This is a genomic window from Subtercola endophyticus, assembly GCF_021044565.1.
Lineage (GTDB): Bacteria > Actinomycetota > Actinomycetes > Actinomycetales > Microbacteriaceae > Subtercola > Subtercola endophyticus.
This window is the reverse complement of the sequence record NZ_CP087997.1, coordinates 3,222,310-3,239,760: the sequence shown is the minus strand read 5'-3', so window position 1 is coordinate 3,239,760 and position 17,451 is coordinate 3,222,310. Positions and strand designations below refer to the sequence as shown.

17 protein-coding genes are annotated in these 17,451 nt (G+C 67.8%); 8 read left to right on the top strand and 9 right to left on the bottom strand.

What is annotated here, in order from left to right:
• Positions 1-67 precede the first annotated feature (67 nt).
• From LQ955_RS15025 to LQ955_RS15015, 3 genes are all read left to right on the top strand, one after another.
• A complete protein-coding gene (locus LQ955_RS15025; RefSeq protein WP_231025309.1) occupies positions 68-1,105 on the top strand; it encodes an alcohol dehydrogenase catalytic domain-containing protein in 1,038 nt (345 codons plus the stop codon).
• 109 nt (positions 1,106-1,214) lie between these two features.
• On the top strand, positions 1,215-2,216 hold the full coding sequence (fgd, locus tag LQ955_RS15020) for a glucose-6-phosphate dehydrogenase (coenzyme-F420) (protein WP_231028165.1): 1,002 nt from the start codon (positions 1,215-1,217) through the stop codon (positions 2,214-2,216).
• Between the two features lie 218 nt (positions 2,217-2,434).
• On the top strand, positions 2,435-3,586 hold the full coding sequence (locus LQ955_RS15015) for an NADH:flavin oxidoreductase (protein WP_231025308.1): 1,152 nt from the start codon (positions 2,435-2,437) through the stop codon (positions 3,584-3,586).
• Positions 3,587-3,822: 236 nt separating this feature from the next.
• Here the strand turns inward: LQ955_RS15015 and mftF are convergent, their stop codons facing one another.
• The 8 genes from mftF to mftA form a co-directional block, all read right to left on the bottom strand.
• Positions 3,823-5,316 carry a mycofactocin biosynthesis glycosyltransferase MftF gene (gene mftF, locus LQ955_RS15010; protein WP_231025307.1) on the bottom strand — a complete coding sequence of 498 codons (1,494 nt, stop codon included), beginning with the start codon at positions 5,314-5,316 and terminating at the stop codon, positions 3,823-3,825.
• Positions 5,313-6,221: a mycofactocin biosynthesis peptidyl-dipeptidase MftE gene (gene mftE, locus LQ955_RS15005; RefSeq protein WP_231025306.1), complete on the bottom strand. Its 909-nt coding sequence runs from the start codon at positions 6,219-6,221 to the stop codon at positions 5,313-5,315. Before mftE ends, mftF begins: the two co-directional genes overlap by 4 nt.
• Positions 6,218-7,417, bottom strand: coding sequence for a pre-mycofactocin synthase MftD (mftD, locus tag LQ955_RS15000; protein WP_231025305.1), 1,200 nt, complete (start codon positions 7,415-7,417; stop codon positions 6,218-6,220). Before mftD ends, mftE begins: the two co-directional genes overlap by 4 nt.
• Positions 7,418-7,496: 79 nt before the next feature.
• Positions 7,497-8,477 (bottom strand): vWA domain-containing protein, encoded by a 981-nt coding sequence (locus LQ955_RS14995; protein WP_231025304.1) that lies wholly within the window; start codon positions 8,475-8,477, stop codon positions 7,497-7,499.
• A 6-nt stretch (positions 8,478-8,483) separates the two neighbouring features.
• Entirely contained in the window at positions 8,484-9,422 is a 939-nt protein-coding gene (locus tag LQ955_RS14990; RefSeq protein ID WP_231025303.1) for an AAA family ATPase, read from the bottom strand.
• Between the two features lie 6 nt (positions 9,423-9,428).
• On the bottom strand, positions 9,429-10,748 hold the full coding sequence (mftC, locus tag LQ955_RS14985; RefSeq protein ID WP_231025302.1) for a mycofactocin radical SAM maturase: 1,320 nt from the start codon (positions 10,746-10,748) through the stop codon (positions 9,429-9,431).
• Entirely contained in the window at positions 10,745-11,047 is a 303-nt protein-coding gene (mftB, locus tag LQ955_RS14980) for a mycofactocin biosynthesis chaperone MftB (RefSeq protein ID WP_231025301.1), read from the bottom strand. The genes mftC and mftB overlap by 4 nt, the downstream gene beginning before the upstream one ends.
• Positions 11,048-11,075: 28 nt before the next feature.
• The gene (mftA, locus tag LQ955_RS14975; RefSeq protein WP_231025300.1) at positions 11,076-11,192 is read right to left on the bottom strand and encodes a mycofactocin precursor MftA; all 117 of its coding nucleotides are present in this window, start codon (positions 11,190-11,192) and stop codon (positions 11,076-11,078) included.
• Between the two features lie 145 nt (positions 11,193-11,337).
• Here mftA and mftR point away from each other — a divergent pair, with 145 nt between their 5' ends.
• Complete coding sequence (gene mftR / locus LQ955_RS14970; RefSeq protein WP_231025299.1) at positions 11,338-11,973, top strand: mycofactocin system transcriptional regulator; 636 nt, start codon at positions 11,338-11,340, stop codon at positions 11,971-11,973.
• The gene (locus LQ955_RS14965) at positions 11,966-13,636 is read left to right on the top strand and encodes a GMC family oxidoreductase N-terminal domain-containing protein (RefSeq protein WP_231025298.1); all 1,671 of its coding nucleotides are present in this window, start codon (positions 11,966-11,968) and stop codon (positions 13,634-13,636) included. Before mftR ends, LQ955_RS14965 begins: the two co-directional genes overlap by 8 nt.
• Positions 13,637-13,756: 120 nt before the next feature.
• Here the strand turns inward: LQ955_RS14965 and LQ955_RS14960 are convergent, their stop codons facing one another.
• On the bottom strand, positions 13,757-14,554 hold the full coding sequence (locus tag LQ955_RS14960) for an IclR family transcriptional regulator (RefSeq protein WP_231025297.1): 798 nt from the start codon (positions 14,552-14,554) through the stop codon (positions 13,757-13,759).
• Between the two features lie 197 nt (positions 14,555-14,751).
• Here LQ955_RS14960 and LQ955_RS14955 point away from each other — a divergent pair, with 197 nt between their 5' ends.
• Genes LQ955_RS14955 through LQ955_RS14945 form a run of 3 tightly spaced genes read left to right on the top strand, consistent with a single transcriptional unit; the run spans position 14,752 to position 17,418 of the window.
• The gene (locus LQ955_RS14955; protein ID WP_231025296.1) at positions 14,752-15,465 is read left to right on the top strand and encodes a CoA transferase subunit A; all 714 of its coding nucleotides are present in this window, start codon (positions 14,752-14,754) and stop codon (positions 15,463-15,465) included.
• Positions 15,466-15,520: 55 nt separating this feature from the next.
• Complete coding sequence (locus tag LQ955_RS14950) at positions 15,521-16,249, top strand: CoA transferase subunit B (RefSeq protein WP_231025295.1); 729 nt, start codon at positions 15,521-15,523, stop codon at positions 16,247-16,249.
• The gene (locus LQ955_RS14945; protein ID WP_231025294.1) at positions 16,246-17,418 is read left to right on the top strand and encodes an acetyl-CoA C-acyltransferase; all 1,173 of its coding nucleotides are present in this window, start codon (positions 16,246-16,248) and stop codon (positions 17,416-17,418) included. The genes LQ955_RS14950 and LQ955_RS14945 overlap by 4 nt, the downstream gene beginning before the upstream one ends.
• Positions 17,419-17,451: the final 33 nt, after the last annotated feature.

The window sequence follows — 17,451 nt, the reverse complement described above, 5'->3', positions numbered from 1 at the left end:
CCCGAGGAGGTGCGAGGCGGTCGGTCGCGCCACAACGGGTGGCAGCACCGTCTGCAAAACTGGGGGGATGAGAGCGACTTATCTGTACGGTGTCGGCGATGTTCGTGTCGAGAGCGTGCCCGACCCGATCATCCAGCAGCCCACCGATGCGATTGTGCGCGTGACGCTCGCCTGCATCTGCGGGTCAGATCTGCATCCGTTCCACACCGCGCAAGATCTGCGGTACCCGAAGCCGATGGGCCACGAGTACATCGGAGTGGTCGAAGAGGTCGGCGGCTCGGTGTCGACCGTGAAGGCGGGCGACTTCGTCATCGCTCCGTTCACGTATCAAGACAACACCTGCGTCTTCTGCCGGGAAGGCGTGCAGACCTCGTGCCCGCACGGTGGGTACTACGGCGCCCGCGGTGTCGGCGGCGGTCAGGCCGAGGCTATTCGGGTACCGCAGGCCGACGGTTCGCTGGTGAAAGTCCCGGCTGCCGTCGATGAGGCGCTCTACCCCTCGCTGCTCACTCTCTCTGACGTGTACCTCACCGGGTACCATGCCGCTCGCCAGGGGCGGGTCGAGCCGGGCAAGACGGTCACGGTGATCGGAGATGGCGCCGTGGGGCTCTCGGCGGTGCTCGCCTCGAAGCGGCTGGGCGCCGAACGTATCATTCTGATGGGCCGGCACACCGCCCGCACTGATCTCGGTGTCGAGTTCGGTGCCACCGATGTTGTCTCCGAGCGCGGTGAAGAGGGTGTTGCCGCCGTGCGGGAGCTCACCGGGGGCGAGGGCAGCCACATCGTGCTCGAGGCGGTCGGCCTCATGCCGGCGTACGAGCAGGCCTACGGCATCGTGCGCCCGGGCGGCGTGATCTCGCGCGTCGGTGTTCCGCAGTACAACCGCGCTCCCGTGGGCTGGAACGCCCTGTTCGGCGCGAACATCACCCTCACCGGGGGCCCCGCGCCCGTTCGTGCGTACATCGAGGCCGCGCTGCCCGACGTGCTCGAGGGGCGCATCGAGCCGGGCCGCGTTTTCGACCGCACGGTTTCGATCGACGAGGTTTTGGCGGGTTATCGGGCGATGGATGACCGCTCGGCACTCAAGGTGCTGGTGCAGCCGTGACGCGGTGCGTCCGCGCACGGTGCATCCGCCCGGTCGACCGGCCCGGGCCGGGCCGGTCGTCAGACCCGTTCGGTAGAGTGAAGAGTCGCCATCTACAAAGGAGTCGCGCATCGTGAAACTCGGTCTCAAGGCATCTGCCGAACAGTTCGGCCCGCGAGAACTTGTCGAAATCGGGGTGCAGGCCGAGAAACACGGCTTCGACAGTGTAACCGTGAGCGACCACTTTCAGCCCTGGCGGCACGAGGGTGGGCATGCCCCGTTCTCGCTCGCCTGGCTCGCGGCCGTGGGCGAGCGCACCACGAGCATCCAGCTCGGTACATCGGTCTTGACACCGACGTTCCGCTACAACCCCGCGGTCATCGCGCAGGCCTTTGCCACTCTCGCCTGCCTGTACCCCGACCGCGTGATGCTCGGCATCGGCACGGGCGAGGCGCTCAACGAGATCGCCACCGGCTTCGTGGGCGAATGGCCCGACTTCAAGCAGCGCTTCGCGCGCCTGCGTGAGGCGGTCGACCTCATGCGCGCACTCTGGACCGGCGAGCGTGTCGACTACGAGGGCGAATACTTCCACACGGTGGGCGCGAGCATCTACGACGTGCCAGAGGGCGGCGTGCCGATCTACATCGCGGCCGGCGGCCCGGTCGTGGCGCGGTACGCCGGGCGCGCGGGCGACGGCTTCATCTGCACCTCGGGTAAAGGCATGGAGCTCTACACCGAGAAGCTTCTCCCCGCGGTCGCCGAGGGGCTGGCCCAGGCCGAGCGAACCGACTCCGACATTGACCGGATGATCGAGATCAAGCTCTCGTACGACACCGACCCCGACGCCGCCCTGCAGAACACCCGGTTCTGGGCCCCGCTGTCACTCTCGCCCGAGCAGAAGCACGACATCGAAGACCCCATCGAGATGGAGAAGGCGGCCGACGCGCTGCCCATCGAGCAGGTTGCGAAGCGCTGGATCGTCGTATCGAACCCCGATGACGCCCTCGCCCAGATCAAGCCTTACGTCGACGCAGGTTTCAACCACCTCGTCTTCCACGGACCCGGTGCCGACCAAGAACGCTTCGCGACCCAGTTCGAGCGCGACCTCGCCCCCCTGCTGCGCGCCCTCTGACCCTCGCGGGCCCACTGACTTTCGTGGACCCTCTGGCTTTCGCGGGTCTGAGCCCGTCGCCCGCAAGCGCGGTGGTTTGGCGCAGGTGCGGTACTTCGGCGCGTGCGCGGTAGTTCGAACCACCGCGCTGGCGCCGAAACACCGCGCCTGCGCCGAACCACCGCGCTCGCGCCGAAACCTCGGGGAATCTCTGGCGCGGGCGGCGGGTTCGCATCATTATGACGACAACCGAACCAGCCACAGGCACCGAACCGATCATCCACACGCTTCTCGACGACACCGACCCCGCGCCGCTGTTCAGCCCGTTCCGCTCGGGGGAGCTCAGCCTGTCGAACCGGTTCGTGATGGCGCCCATGACTCGGGCGCAGTCGCCGAACGGCATTCCGGGTGACGACGTGGTGCAGTACTACGCGCGCCGGGCCCCGCACCTCGGGCTGATCGTCACCGAGGGCACCTACATCGATCATCCGTCTGCCGGGTCGAGCGACCGCATTCCGCTGTTCTACGGCGATGAAGCGCTCGCGGGCTGGAAGGTCGTCGTCGACGCGGTGCACGCCGCCGGCGGCAGCATCTTTCCGCAGCTCTGGCACCTCGGCGTCACTCGTTCGCAGCAGTCGCCGCTGAACCCGAGCGCCCCGATCATCAGCCCGTCGGCTCTCTCGGCCAACGGCCAGCCGCGCGGCGAGGTGGCCACGGCCGCCGACATCGACGAGATCATCGCCTCGTTCGTTCGGGCCGCGGTGGATGCCCAGCGGGTCGGCTTCGACGGCGTCGAGCTGCACGGGGCACACGGCTACCTGCTCGACCAGTTTCTGTGGTCGGCGACCAACCGGCGCTCCGACCGGTTCGGCGGTGAGACGTCTGGACGAACCCGGCTCGCGGCCGAAGTCATCTCAGCCATTCGCGCCGAGGTCGGGCCCGACTACCCCATCGACTTTCGGTTCTCGCAGTGGAAGGGCGGGCACTACGATGCCCGCATCGCCGAGACGGCAGCCGAGCTCGACGAGATTCTCACGCCCCTCGTCGACGCCGGCGTGACTCTGCTGCACGCCTCGACCCGGCGCTATTGGCTTCCTGAGTTCGACGGATCAGACCGCACCCTCGCCGGCTGGACGAAGCACCTCACCGGCCTGCCGACCATCGCCCTCGGCTCGGTCGGTGTCGCCGGTGCCTTCATGGAGGCGAGCGACGACCGTCAGCCTTCGCTGTCGATCGCGCCGCTGGTGGAGTTGTTCGAGCGGGGCGAATTCGACCTCGTCGCGCTCGGTCGCGCAGTGCTCTCCGACCCCGAGTTCACCGAGAAGCTGCGGGCCGGCCGGGTGGGCGACATCCGCGCGTATGAGAAGGAGCACGAGGCGACGCTGTACTGACAGCACGCCGTCGGCCGCCGGCCGTTGCCGGCGGTCGTAAGTCGTCGCCGTCACCCCACCCCGGCCGTGACTCCATGGGGCTTCGGTCGGAGCAGAGTGCACATGCGCGCAATACGTGGATATAGCCGCTGGTCTCCGACCGAAGCCCCCGATGCTGTTTGACCATGACGGGCGCGTGGCGGGAAGCCGGCCGGGCGACTGTCGGGGCGGGTCAGCGCCCCGATACGGCTTGCGGGTCAGCGCTTGCGGCGAATGTCGGGCAGCAGGGCGCGGGCCGAGCGGCCCCTGATGGCGCTCAACCACACTCCTCCGCCATAGGCGAGGTCGTCGAGCCGGCGGGCGAGAGCGAAGCGCAGGGGGTCGAGCCGGGCATCCGTTCGCACCCACTCGATGGCGGCGTCGACCACGCCCGCGACGACCGCCGCGCGGCGCAGACGCTTCGAGAAGAGACAGCCGACGAGGGTGAGCGGCCACCAGTGCCGCAGCAGCAGGGCCATTCCCTGCGAGAGCGCGGCTGATGTGCCCTGCGCGGTGAGGGTGATGGCGAGACGGGTCGGGTGGCTGCTGCTGCCGAGTTTGCGACGTATGCCGACGGCGGCATACACGAAAAGACCGGCAGCGACGGGCAGCGACCAGCGGCGCTGGGCGAGTACGGCGGCGACGAGGGCGGCGCTCCAGGGCGCCAGGATGACCGGGGCGATGTCGTGCGGATGACGACGGCCGAGCTCGAGCGACCCGGTGCCGTACACCGCTTTGCGCAGCATCCAGTCGCCGAGTTCGGTGCGGTGTTCGTGGCGCACGGTGGCAGCGGGTTCGTAGCGCACGCGCCAGCCGGCTTCGGCCAGGCGCCAGACGAGGTCGACGTCTTCGCCGACGCGCAGCCCGGCGGCGAAGCCCGCTGTCGAGTCGGCCCCGTCGGTTTCGGTGCCACGGCCGGTGCCAAGGCCACTGTCCCGGCCACGGCCACCGTCGATCGCGGCCACGCGCGCCACCAGGCACGCGCTCGGCACCCACGAGACCTCGGAGCGCGGTCGCACGGTGGCCGGCCGGCGACCCAGGTCGAGCGACGAGCGGGCCTCTTCGTAGAGGGCGATCCAGCCGGTTCCGCCCGGTTCGGGCAGCGCGAGCACGCGCGGGCAAGCGAGAGCGACGTGGTCATCGACGAAGTGCTTGAGCAAGATCTCGGCGGCCCCCGGCTCGATCACGATGTCGGAGTCGACGAACCCGACGAACCGTGTCTCGACCACGGCGAGGCCAGCGTTGCGCGCACCGCCGGGCCCGACATTGACGTCGAGATGCAGATAGCGCGCGCCGAACCCCCGAGCCACCTCTTCGACGGCCGCCGGTTCTTTCGAGTCGTCGTCGACGACGACCACCGGATGCCCGTGGCCGAGGCTCTGCAGCAGCCGCTCGAGCGCGGCAGGCCGGTCGCGCACCGGAACGACCCAGGTGAAGTCGTCGTCGCCGAACTCCGGAAGCGTCTCTTCGATGGGCTCGGCCATCGCCGCGTCGAGCAGCCGGTTGACCAACGTGCGGGAAGCGGCACTCGACACCGCGAGGCGACGGCCCACGAAGAGGCGCTGAGCCGCCTCGGTGAGGTACAGCACTCGGGTCGGCGATCCGCCGATGAGCACGCGGCCGTTCTCTCTGACGCGAACGCGGTGGTTCAGTGCGACGGTGAAGCCGAGCGGCAGAGCAGACGCGACGGCCGGCGCGGGTGGCACGCTCACGCGGGGGTGCTCTGCCGTGCGATGAGGCGCCCGCGGGCATCCGTCGCGCCGCCGGCGATCAGGTCGGTTACCGATGACACGATCGCTTCGAAGAACTGGGCACCCTCTGCCGCAGTGGCGTTGGTCGGGTCGCCGAGTACCCCGTTGGGCGAGACGGCCGCAACTCCGCCGGTGCGCATGATGGGCAGCAGAGTGCCGAGAGTATCGGTGTTGCCCGGCACCGCGAGGGCCATGTCGACCGTGCTCGGCGCGAGGTGCAGAAGCAGCGACGTCTCGATGCGGCCCGCGTGCGAATCGGTGGCGGGATCGATGGGCGACTGGGCCAGGGGAGCGCTGCAGGTCACCCACGAGACGCTGTGCTGCTCGCCGATCATGGCCATGACGGCCTCCATGAGCGAAGGAACATTGCCGCCGTGCCCGTTGACGAACACGATGCGCCCCGCCCACGTCGAGAGCGAGCGTACCAGTTCGACCAGAACGACCTTCAAGGCGTCGTGGCCGATCGACACGGTTCCGGCGAACGGCTGGTGCTCGCCGCTCGCGCCGTAGGGCAGCGCTGGGGCGACGACAAAATGCGAGGCGCCAGGCGCCCAAGCGCCGGATGCGGCGGCACCAGATGCTGAGGCACCAGATGCTGAGGCACCAGATGCTGAGGCACCAGACACCGAAGCACTAGACCCGGCGGCACCCTCCGCGTCCGCCGACGTGTTGAGCCGCTCGGCCACGGCGCTCGCCACCGCCGCCGCGATCACGGTGTCGGTGGCGAACGGCAGGTGCGGCCCGTGTTGCTCGGTCGACCCGGTCGGAACGAGCACGGTCGGCCGGGCATCCGCCACCCCCGGGGTGCCGACGCCGAGCGTCGTCACCGAGAGGGTTGCCAGATCGCGCCGGCCGACTTCGCTCACTTCGCGGGGATGAGCGGGTGCGACCCGCCGAGCGTCTTCTCGAAGTCGAACGGAATCACGAGGTCTTCGGGGTTGAGTTCGTGAATGTTCGAGTGGCCGAGCCCGAGCACGGCCGAGTCGAGACCGCCGCGCAGAATGTCGAAGACGTTTTCAACACCGGCCTGGCCGTTGGCGGCGAGGCCCCAGAGGTAGGCGCGGCCGATCATCACGGCGCGGGCGCCGAGGGCGAGTGCCTTGGCGACGTCGCTGCCGCGGCGGATTCCGCCATCGAGCAGCACCTCGATCTGGTCGCCGACCGCGTTAGCGACCGACGGCAGCACCCGAATGGTGGCGGGGGTGGCGTCGAGGTTGTTGCCACCGTGGTTCGAGACCGAGATCGCCGTCACGCCGGCATCGACCGCGCGGTGAGCGTCGTCGACCCGCGAGACACCCTTCAGCATGAACGGGCCGCCCCAGGTCTCGCGCAGCCAGGCCACGTCTTCCCAGGAGGGCGGCGGGGTCTGCATCCACTCATAGTAGGCGCCGAAGAAGGTCGGGGCCTCGCCACCAGGAGGGGTGAGGTTCGGGGCAGTGAGGTCGGGAATGCGGCCCGACTTCGCGAAGGTGAGCAGCCACTTCGGGTGCGGCAGCACGTTCGGGGCGAACGAGATCGCCGTTTTGAGGCTCATGCGCTCAGGGATGGTGGGGCTGCCCCAGTCGCGCCCGTTCGAGAACGACCAGTCGAGGGTCGAGATGAGGCCCTTGGCGCCGGCCGCCTTCGCCCGCTCCATGCGCTGCACCATGGCGTCGCGAGAACCGCTCCAGTACATCTGAAAGAAGGTGTTCGGGTTCGCTTCGGCGACCGCCTCGACGGGCTTCGACGCGAACGAGCTCAGCCCCATGATGGTGCCGCGGTTGGCGGATGCCCGGGCCACCGCCACCTCGCCGTCGGGGTGCACCGCCTGCACGCCGGTGGGCGAGATGATGACGGGCAGCGAGATCGGAATGCCCATCACCGTCGTGCTCAGGTCGCGTTCGGCCTTGTGCCCGGCGACGTGCGGGGCGAGCCCGATCTGCGAGAACGCCTTCATGTTGTCGTTGTACGTGATGCCCTTCTCCGAGCCGGCGACGAGGGCGCCGTACACCGAGCTGGGCAGTCTCTTCTTCGCGCGCCGCTGCGCTTCGGCAACGGTTTCGAACCAGGCGTTCTTAGCCATGTGGTCGTGTCTCCTTGTATTCGTGTGCTGTGTTCGGGTCTGAAATGGTGGGTGACTCGGGCGTTAGAGACGGCTCGAGTCAGGAATGGAAGATGGCGCTGAGCGCCGGCGCCACATCGCGATAGTTGTGCACCAGCCGGGCGGTGCCGTGCCCTGCAGAAGCGAGTTCGCGACCGAGCTCGACGTCTTTCTCGGCGCTCACGTCGATGAGCACGTCGAGCCGGGGCAGTCGTGCCGCGATGATGCGCGGGTCGGGGCCGGCGTTGTGCACGCAGTCCGACAAGAGAATCACCCGGGCATCCCGAGCCGGCACCCGGGAAAGCTGGCGGGCGGCGAGCTCGAGAGGGAACGACACGTTCGTGAGGCCGCGGGCGGGCATCCGCAGTATCGAGTCGAGCAGCTCCATCGGCTTGACGGGCTGCCCGAGGTTCAGCAGCACGGCTGCGTCTGACCAGAAGGCGATCACCGAGAGCGCATCCTTCTGCAGCTCGGCCGCAACGGCGCCGACGGTGGCCGCTGCGGACTGCAAGCGGTCGCCCTTCATCGAGCCCGAGACATCCACGGCGAGCACAACGGAGCGCTTCGTGCGAACTCGGTCGCGCACGATGATGTCTTCGTCGTCGGGCACCGGATGCTCGGCGAGCAACTCGATCGTCTTGTCGAGGTCGATCTCATCTGACCCGCCGCGGTACGGCAGGCTGGCGAGCGACCCGGCTCCGCGCTTGGCCTGCGCGTTCTTTTTCGGCCGAGGAATCGCCAGGCGTGCGGTGATCTGACGTGCGAGTGCGCGTGCGCTCGAATCGGTGGGCACTTCGGCCGCGACGGCCAGCTCGAGTTCGCCCTCGTCGTCGGTCGACGTCGGGTCGGCCGAGCCGCGGGTCGAGCCCTTGGCGGCGGATGCTCCCTGCTTCGCCGCGCGAAAGACGGGACCACCGGCACCGGGCTTCGCCTCGAACACGGTCGGTTCCGCGTCGAGCTTCTTCGGCTTGCGTGTCAGCGGGCGCAGAGTGCGCGCTTTGCCCATCCCCGATTTACGGGTGATGGGGGAATCGAGGGCCACTTCTCTTCAGCCGGGATCGGCTGCGGCGGGAAGCAGAATGAAGTGGTCTTCCCAAATCTCGCGCAGCACAGCTTCGGGCGTCAGCTCGACCGACTCGTCGAGATGGATGCGCCCGGAGAGCGACAGAATCATCGCGTCGTAGACGAGTTCGGTGTAGCGCTCGTCGGTCGGGTCGACAATGCCGCGCAGTTCGGCGAGCTGCAGCCCGACCAGCACGCAGTCGATGGCTCCTCGTACGCTCGAGCCCTGCCGAACATCCTGATGTTCACGGGTCATGCGCGTCACGGCGACGGCGTCGGGAATGAGCCGGTCGGCGAGCGGGCCGCTCGCACCGGTGCGAAGGCGCACGATTCCCTCTTCGGCAGCCGCGTCTTGGTAGTCGACCGCCAGTCGGTTGAGCCGGTCGTGCACGCTGGTCGAGAGGCGGGTCGTTCCGACGTTGTCGTAGGGGTTCATCGACGCGATGACGCGGAATGTCGGCTTGGCGATGACGGTGCCGACGCGCGGAATGGCAATCGCGCGGTCGGCCATGGCGGTCAGCAAGGTGTTCAGCGTGTCTTCGGGGGCGCGGTTGAACTCTTCGATGTAGAGGAATCCGCCGTCTCGCATGGCCTCGACGAGCGGGCCGGCGACGAAGTTGTCGGCGTTGTAGTCTTCGCGCAGCACTCGGGCGGGGTTGTGGTGCCCGACGAGCTTCGCGGGTGTCAGGTCGGCGTTGCCCTCGACGAAGAGCAGCGGAATGCCCCACTCTTCGGTGATGGCCTTGAGCATCGTGGTCTTGCTCGTGCCGGGTGGGCCTTCGAGCACGATGTCACGACCCGCGGCGACGGCAGCGAGCGTCAACTCGAGTTCACGCTCGCGGCCGACGAGGTGCGCGGCGACTCGGGCGCGCGTTGCAGAGACGTCGATCGGGGCGAGTTCGTCGACGGATTCGAGTTCAGACATGTCTTCTTACGGCCGGAATCCGGCGAGGGGGTCGATTTCGCAGGCGCTGACCGGTGGCGCTTCGGGGCGCCGCAGCGAGAGGGTGAGGTTGACGGGCCGCGACTTCGTGACGGGCTTGCCGTCTCGGCGTGGGCCGCGAACGGTGCTGTGCGAGTGGTCGCCGTCGGGCTTCGGGATGCTGTCGATCTCCTTGCGCTTGGTAAGCGCGTCTTCGCCGAAGCCGCGCACGCACTCCGGGTCGGGCCCGTCGAGCGGCAGCCCGGTGAAGAACTTGGCGGCCATGCAGCCGCCGCGGCAGGAGTCGAAGAACGAGCACGAGGTGCACGCACCGCCGGTCTGCGGGTTGCGCAGCCGCGCGAAGAGTTCGGAGTTGCGCCAGACCTCTTGGAATCCGCCTTCGGAGCGCACGTTGCCGGCGAGAAACTCTTCGTGAATCGCGAACGGGCAGGCGTACACATCGCCAACGGGGTCGATGAGGCACACGACGCGACCGGCGCCGCAGAGGTTCAGACCCGGCAGGGCGTCACCGTAGGCGGAGAGGTGGAAGAACGAGTCACCGGTGAGCACGCCTTCGCCGTGCGCGACGAGCCAGTTGTAGAGCTCTTTCTGCTGCTCGGGCAGGGGGTGCAGGTCGTCCCACACGTCGGCGCCGCGACCGGATGGACGCAGCCGCGTGAGGCGCAGCTGCGCCTTGTACTTGTCGGCGATGGCCTTGAACTCGTCGAGCTGGGGAATGTTCTGCCGGGTGCAGACGACCGAGATCTTGAAGTTCTCGAAGCCCGCGTCGTACAGGTTCTGCATCGCCCGCATCGCGGTGTCGTACGAGCCGGGGCCGCGTACGTAGTCGTTGACGTCGGCGGTCGCGCCGTCGAGAGAGATCTGCACGTCGACGTAGTCGCTGTTCACGAGGCGCTGGGCGATCTCGGGGCTGATCTTCACGCCGTTCGTCGAGAACTTGACGCCGACATGGTGTTCGGAGGCGTAGTCGACGAGTTCCCAGAAGTCGGGCCGAATGGTGGGCTCGCCGCCACCGATGTTCACGTAGAACACCTGCATGCGCTCGAACTCGTCGATGACACCCTTCGCCTCTTCGGTGGTCAGCTCGCGCGGATCACGACGGCCAGAGCTCGACAGGCAGTGCGAGCACGAGAGATTGCACGCGTAGGTGAGCTCCCAGGTGAGGCAGATCGGGGAGTCCAGGCCGTATTCGAAGAGGTCGACGAGACGACCGGGCTTCGGCGTGTCTGCCGAGGCGGGCGCGGGGGTGCGGCCGAAAGACTGCTTCGTGCCCACCTGTGCTTCGGGACGTGCATCCAGGATTGTCATGAGGCCCTTTCGGCGACCGGTGGTTCAACGACCGGTCTTTGGATAACCATTGACGAGATGACGAGCGTGTCGAGCGCCCGTGCATATTTGGGCAGGTCGGCGTCAGAGACGCCGGCAGTGACACAGGCCGCACGCACAGAAGGCGAGTCGGCCAGAGACTGAACGACCGCCAACAGCGTGCGGTCTTTCAGGAACGACAGTTTGCGGGTACCGAAGTGGTACAGCAAGGCGCCGAATGGTTCGGGCCTGACCGAGACCTGCGGATGCAGATCCCACGCGCTGTCTAAATCGATAGACACTGCGAGTACGGGGGGCACGGTGAACGGCTTAGTAGACGCCGCACATACCGTCGATCGAGACCTCTTCGACCAGCGAATCAGACTCGATGACTTCGTCGACCGTCTCGGTGGTGGGTTCGGCTGTTACGGCTTCACTGCTGTTCATGGGATTCTCCTCATGTCGAACGGACTTCATTGGGCGTCTAGCTGTGACAAAAATCACTGTACTGGCACCGAGTGCCGAATGGAAGAGCAATCTCGATAAGAGCGATAATAAGAGGGAAGGCCGACAAGGTGGCCGGGGAGAGAACATGTCGTCGTCGGGCTCAGAGTCAGTGGTCGTCAAGCCGCGCTCGGGGCGGCAGCCGTCGACATCGCAGGCGGAGATCAGCCACGTTGCACTCACCCTCTTCATCGAGCGCGGATTCGAGTCGGTGACGGTCGACGACATCGCGGTAGCGGCCGGAATCGGGCGGCGCACGTTCTTTCGGTATTTCGTGTCGAAGAACGATGTGCCATGGGGCGACTTCGAGTCGCAACTCGAGCAGATGCGTCGTTATCTCGACCAGATTCCGAATGACGTGGCGCTGATCGACGCGTTACGAATGGCCGTCATCCACTTCAACCACCTGCCGTACGACGAGGTCGCCTACCACCGTCGGCGCATGACGCTCTTGCTGACGGTGCCGACCCTTGTGGCGCACGCGGCGCTGCGCTATGAGGCCTGGCGACACGTGATCGCCGAATACGCCGCGGCCCGAATGGGGCTCGCCCCCGACGACCTCACTCCGCAGGCCATCGGCTGGGCGCTTCTGGGCGCGTCTCTCGCTGCCTACGAGGCGTGGCTGCGAGACGACGAGTCCCAGCTCGACGAGCTGATGGAGAAATCGTACGAAGCCATCGCCGTGGCGTTCGTCTCGAAGCGCGTCGCGTCGTTCGATGAGTGATGGGCCCGCGGTCTACGACGTCATCGTCGTCGGCGCGGGCGCTGCGGGCGCTCCGCTGGCCGCCCGCCTGAGCGAAGACGCGGGCCGATCGGTGCTGCTGCTCGAGGCGGGCCCGGTGCCGCGTACGGCGAGCGACTTTCCCCCCTCGTTGCTCGATGGGGGAACCGTCGAGGGTGCCATGCCGGGGCACGCGAACAACTGGTCGTTCACCGGGTTTCTCACCCCGAAGCTGCCGTACTCCATTGCGCGCGGCAAGATTCTCGGCGGGTCGTCGAGCGTGAACGGCGGTTATTTCATCAGGGCTCGGCGCGAAGACTTCGAGCGCTGGAGCGCCGGCGGCAACGACGAGTGGGCGTACGAGAAGGTTCTGCCGTTCTACCAGAAACTCGAAAACGACCTCGACTACGGCGCCACAGCCGTGCACGGCGACGCGGGCCCGATGGCGATTCGCCGCCCCGATCAGAGCAACCCGGCGACGCGTGCGTTCGCGGCAGCAACCGCAGAGTTGGGGTTTCGCGGCGAGCCCGACAAGAACGATCAGGGGATGCCCGGGTACGGCCCTGTGCCGATGAACGTCATCGACGGGGTGCGGCGCAACACCGGCATCGCCTACATCGAACCGGTGTTCGGGCGCCCGAACCTCACGGTGCAGGGCGACTCGTTCGTGCGGCGGGTGGTCTTCGAGGGCACTCGGGCGGTGGGGGTGGAGGTCGAGCAGGGCGCATCCGTTCGCGTGATTCGGGGGCGCGAGATCGTGTTGAGCGCCGGTGGCGTGAAATCTCCCCACCTGCTGCTGCTGTCGGGCATCGGGCCGCGTGCGCAACTCGACGATTTCGGCATCACGGTGGTCGCCGACAGGGCCGGGGTCGGGGCGGAGTTCTGCGATCATCCGGAGGTCTCGGTGGGCTGGCAGCCTCGGCGGGGTGTGGTCGACTACCGCACCAGCCAGTCGCTCGCCGACTGCCTCAACTTTCAGGCGGCCGGGACTGGCGCGGCCGGTGCCGGGGCGAGCGGAGGTGACATCGAGATCTTGCCGATGATCAAGCCGACCGGGTTCTTGCTCACCGGCAGCTCGTGGGCGGTTCTCTCGGGCGCGCGCGGCTTTCTGCGGCACCCGCTGCGGTCTGCGCGGGCCATGCGCGGTGTCTCTTTGCGCCGATTCGCGTCACAGTTCGCGCACCGCAACGACCTCGCGCTGCTGGTCGCGGTGCAAGACGAGACGTCGCGCGGTTCGATCTCCCTCGTCTCGGCAGACCCGGCCGTCTCTCCGCGCATCGACTACAACTACCTCTCGACCGACGACGACCTCACCCGCATGCGCGAAGGCGTGCGCACGGCCGTCGCCCTGCTGCGCTCGCGGCCGTTCTCGCACGTCTTTCGCTCGCTCACCGAACTCGATTCGGCCCTGCTCGACGACGACGCACGGCTGAACGAGTGGATGCTCGGGCACCTCGGCACCGCGATCCACCTGTGCAGCAGCGCGAAGATGGGTGCGGAATCCGACCCCCTCGCGGTCGTCGACCAGTACGGCCGCGTCTACGGCGTCACGGGATTGCGTGTCGCCGACACCTCCATCTTGCCCACGGCCCCCCTGCGCGGCCCCGCCGCTACCGCCGTGCTCATCGGCGAACTCGTCGCCTCGTTCATGGCCCGCGGCCTCTGAACAACGAGGAGCGGCACGCGCGAAGGTGAGGCCGTTACGCCCATCTTGAGGTCGCTATAGGCGCCTCACTCGCGCCATAACGGCCTCATCAACGTTGGGGAAGTGTGTGAGACGAGGGGCCTAGCGGCGGGGCGGGGTGAAGGAGACGGCGCGGGTGGTGAGGCGGCGGGTCACGAGGTGGGCCTGCTCGAGCAGGAGCTTGCCGAGCTGGGGGCGGCGGTGGGCGGCGAAACGGGATTCGATGCCGGTGAGGCTGAGCGCCCAGATCGGGCGGCCGGAGTCGTCGAAGATGGCGGCGCCCATGCCCCAGCTGCCCTCGACGATCAAGGCCGGGTTGACGGCGTAACCGAGGGAGCGCGTCTCGGCGATCCGCTTGCGCAGCGCGGCTGCCGAGTGCGGTTCGCCCCAGCGCTCGACGAGCGGGTCGCCCGCAAGATAGGTGTCGATCTCGGCCGGCGACAAGAACGACACGATCGCCAGGCCTGCGGATGCCACGCCCAGCGGAAACCGAACGCCTTCGTACAGCACGTGCGATCGCACGGGAAAACTGCCCTCGACCCGCGTCACGCACACGGTTTCGTATCCGCGGCGGGCCGAAAGAAAGGCGCTCTCGCCGGTCTCGCGTGCCAAGAGTTCCACGCTGTCACGCGCGAGGTCGGTCATGTCATAGCGCTCGGCCGCGAGCGATCCCATCAGAAACAGTTCTGGGCCGAGAAACCAGCGACCCCGAGCGCTGTCGAGGTCGAGAAACCCTTCGGCCGCCAGCGAAGCGAGCAGCCGATGAGCCGTCGGGCGAGCAAGCGCCGTGTCGCGAGCCACGTCGGCCGTGGAGACTCCGTCGGGCATACGCGCGCTGACGGCACGCAGAACGAGCCCGGCGCGCGCGATCATCTGAGCTCCTTGCAGTGCTTGGGCCATCGGTGATCTCCTTCGGCGGGCTCAGATATGTCCTCGATGTGTCCATATTACGGACGGTGCCTCGAAGTTCGCCCACACTGCAAACACTTGGGCGGGCATCCGTTGACCGGCGTGACTGCGCGCGCGTATGTTCACGAGAGCATCGAGGGCTGCCCACTTTCTGGGCAGCTGTTCGGGCCACACACGAAGGAGTGCAGATGACGCAGATCTGGCAGAGCGCAGCGGATGCCGTGCGCGACGTCATTCACGACGGTGCGACGATCGCGGTCGGGGGTTTCGGCCTGAGCGGAAACCCCTACGACCTGATCGAAGCGGTGCGTGACAGCGGCGCGACCGGGCTCACCATCGTGTCGAACAACATGGGCGTCGACGGAAAGGGCTTGGGCATTCTGCTCGAGAACCACCAGGTGAGCAAGGTGCTCGCCTCGTACGTCGGCGAGAACAAGCTGTTCGCCCAGCAGTACCTCAGCGGCGAACTCGACGTGGAGTTCGTGCCGCAGGGCACGCTCGCCGAACGCCTTCGGGCGGGCGGGGCGGGCATCGCCGGGTTCTATACGAAGACGGGCGTCGGCACCCCCGTGGCCGAGGGCAAAGAGCTGCACGAGTTCGACGGGGAGACGTATGTGCTCGAGCGCGGCATCGTCGCCGACATCGCCCTCGTGCATGCGTACCGGGCCGACGAATCCGGCAATCTGATCTACCGCCACGCGGCCCGCAACTTCAACCCGAACGTCGCAACCGCGGGCCGGGTGACCATCGCTGAGGCCGAAGAGATCGTGCACGGCGGATGGATCGACCCGAACATCATCGTCACCCCGGGCATCTTCGTTCAGCGCCTGGTGCAGGCCACCGACCGGGTCAAAGAGATCGAACAGCGAACCGTCAGACCGCGCGTCGCGGTCGCCGGCTGACACGCAGCCGACCCGCGCACCTTCCCCGCGAACGACAACGAAAGAGAGCAAAACCATGGCGTGGTCACGCGATGAGATGGCGGCAATCGCCGCCCAAGAGCTGCACGACGGCGAATACGTCAACCTCGGAATCGGCATTCCGACGATGGTCGCCAACCACCTCCCCGACGGCGTGACCGTCACCCTGCAGAGCGAGAACGGTCTGCTCGGCATGGGTCCGTTTCCGTTCGAAGGCGAAGAAGACGCCGACCTCGTGAACGCCGGCAAGCAGACGGTGACCCTCGTCGATGGTGGCAGCTTCTTCGACTCGGCCACCTCGTTCTCGATGATTCGCGGTGGCCACGTACAGATCGCCATTCTCGGTGCCCTGCAGGTCGCGGCCAACGGCGACCTCGCCAACTGGACCATTCCGGGCAAGCTCGTGAAGGGCATGGGCGGCGCGATGGATCTCGTCGCCGGAACTCCCCGCGTGATTGTGATCACCGAGCACAACGCCAAAGACGGCTCAGCCAAGATCGTCGCGAAGTGCGACCTGCCGCTCACCGGCGCCAAGGTGGTGCAGCGCATCATCAGCGACCTCGCGGTGTTCGACGTGACCCCCAACGGTCTCGTGTTGCGTGCCGTTGCGCCCGGTGTCACTCTCGACGAGCTCGAGCAGAAGACGGGCGCGCCGTTCACGGTCGAGCTCGACGGTGAGGTCGGGGTTTCGGGCCCGGCGGGCGGTATGGATGCCCGTTTTGCAGCCGACTCGAACACCGGCGTCGCACCGGCGGTGGCCCGATGACCGCCGTCATCGTGGGCTACGCACGCACGCCGTTCGTGAAGTTCAACGGCGTGTTCGCGTCGATTCCGGCGACCGAGCTGGGTGCCCACGCCATCCGGGCGGCGCTCGCCGCGGCCGGGGTCGAGGCCTCGGCTGTGCAGATGGTGTTCGCCGGGCAGGTCCTGCAAGGCGGGGCGGGCCAGAACCCGGCGCGTCAGTCGGCCGTGGGCGCGGGCATCCCGCTGACCGTACCGGCCATCACCCTCAACGCCGTGTGCCTCTCAGGCATGGAGGCCGTGGTCAACGCCGTGCGTCTCATCAACGCGGGGGAGGCGGATGTGGTCGTCGCGGCAGGCCAGGAGTCGATGACGCTCGCCCCGCACGCCTGGTCGGGCTCGCGCGCGGGCCAGAAGTACGGTGCGATCGAGTTCATCGACACCATGGAGCACGACGGGCTCACCGACGCCTTCGAGAAGCGCTCGATGGGCCTCTCGACCGAAGAGCGCAACGAGGGCCTTGCGATCACCCGTGCCGACCAAGACGCCTGGGCGGCACGCTCCCACCAGACTCTCGCGGCCAGTACCGAGTTTCTCGCCGGCGAGATCGCTCCGTTCGAGATCGTCGGACGCAAGGGCACCACCACGGTATCGGCCGACGACGGGCTGCGCGCCGACACGACGCCCGAATCGCTTGCCGGTCTGCGGCCGGCGTTCGGCGCATCGGGAACCATCACCGCCGGCAGCTCGTCGCAGATCACCGACGGCGCCGCCGCCATCGTGCTGATGAGCGAGGCGGCAGCCGAACGCCTCGGTGTCACGCCGATCGCGCGCGTGCTGGCCCACGCGTTTGTCGCGGGCCCCGACGTGACGTTGCACGCGCAGCCCGCGAATGCCATCACGGCCGCGCTGGCGAAGACGTCATTCGAAACGTCTGACCTGACGGCGGTCGAGATCAACGAGGCGTTCGCCGCCGTTTCGGTTCAATCGACGCGGATGCTCGGGGTCGACGAATCCATTGTGAACGCCCATGGCGGCGCTATCGCCCTGGGTCACCCCATCGGAGCCTCCGGTACGCGCATCGTGGGTCACCTTGCCCGGCGGCTCGCCGCTCTCGGATCCGGCTCGGTGGGTGCCGCCGGCATCTGCGGCGGCGGCGGACAGGGTTCCGCGGTCATCCTGCAGTCCCTCTGACCCGCCCCGCCCCCGCCCCCGCGCCGCCCGCGC

Bases quoted from the DNA above. Each gene is read 5' to 3' on its own strand.
- LQ955_RS14965 (WP_231025298.1), top strand. From the start codon at position 11,966: ATGAGTGATGGGCCCGCGGTCTACGACGTCATCGTCGTCGGCGCGGGC.
- LQ955_RS14955 (WP_231025296.1), top strand. From the start codon at position 14,752: ATGACGCAGATCTGGCAGAGCGCAGCGGATGCCGTGCGCGACGTCATT.
- LQ955_RS14950 (WP_231025295.1), top strand. From the start codon at position 15,521: ATGGCGTGGTCACGCGATGAGATGGCGGCAATCGCCGCCCAAGAGCTG.
- mftR (WP_231025299.1), top strand. From the start codon at position 11,338: ATGTCGTCGTCGGGCTCAGAGTCAGTGGTCGTCAAGCCGCGCTCGGGG.
- LQ955_RS14945 (WP_231025294.1), top strand. From the start codon at position 16,246: ATGACCGCCGTCATCGTGGGCTACGCACGCACGCCGTTCGTGAAGTTC.
- LQ955_RS14960 (WP_231025297.1), bottom strand. From the start codon at position 14,554: ATGGCCCAAGCACTGCAAGGAGCTCAGATGATCGCGCGCGCCGGGCTC.
- mftC (WP_231025302.1), bottom strand. From the start codon at position 10,748: ATGACAATCCTGGATGCACGTCCCGAAGCACAGGTGGGCACGAAGCAG.
- LQ955_RS15015 (WP_231025308.1), top strand. From the start codon at position 2,435: ATGACGACAACCGAACCAGCCACAGGCACCGAACCGATCATCCACACG.
- LQ955_RS14990 (WP_231025303.1), bottom strand. From the start codon at position 9,422: ATGTCTGAACTCGAATCCGTCGACGAACTCGCCCCGATCGACGTCTCT.
- LQ955_RS15025 (WP_231025309.1), top strand. From the start codon at position 68: ATGAGAGCGACTTATCTGTACGGTGTCGGCGATGTTCGTGTCGAGAGC.
- mftA (WP_231025300.1), bottom strand. From the start codon at position 11,192: ATGAACAGCAGTGAAGCCGTAACAGCCGAACCCACCACCGAGACGGTC.
- mftD (WP_231025305.1), bottom strand. From the start codon at position 7,417: ATGGCTAAGAACGCCTGGTTCGAAACCGTTGCCGAAGCGCAGCGGCGC.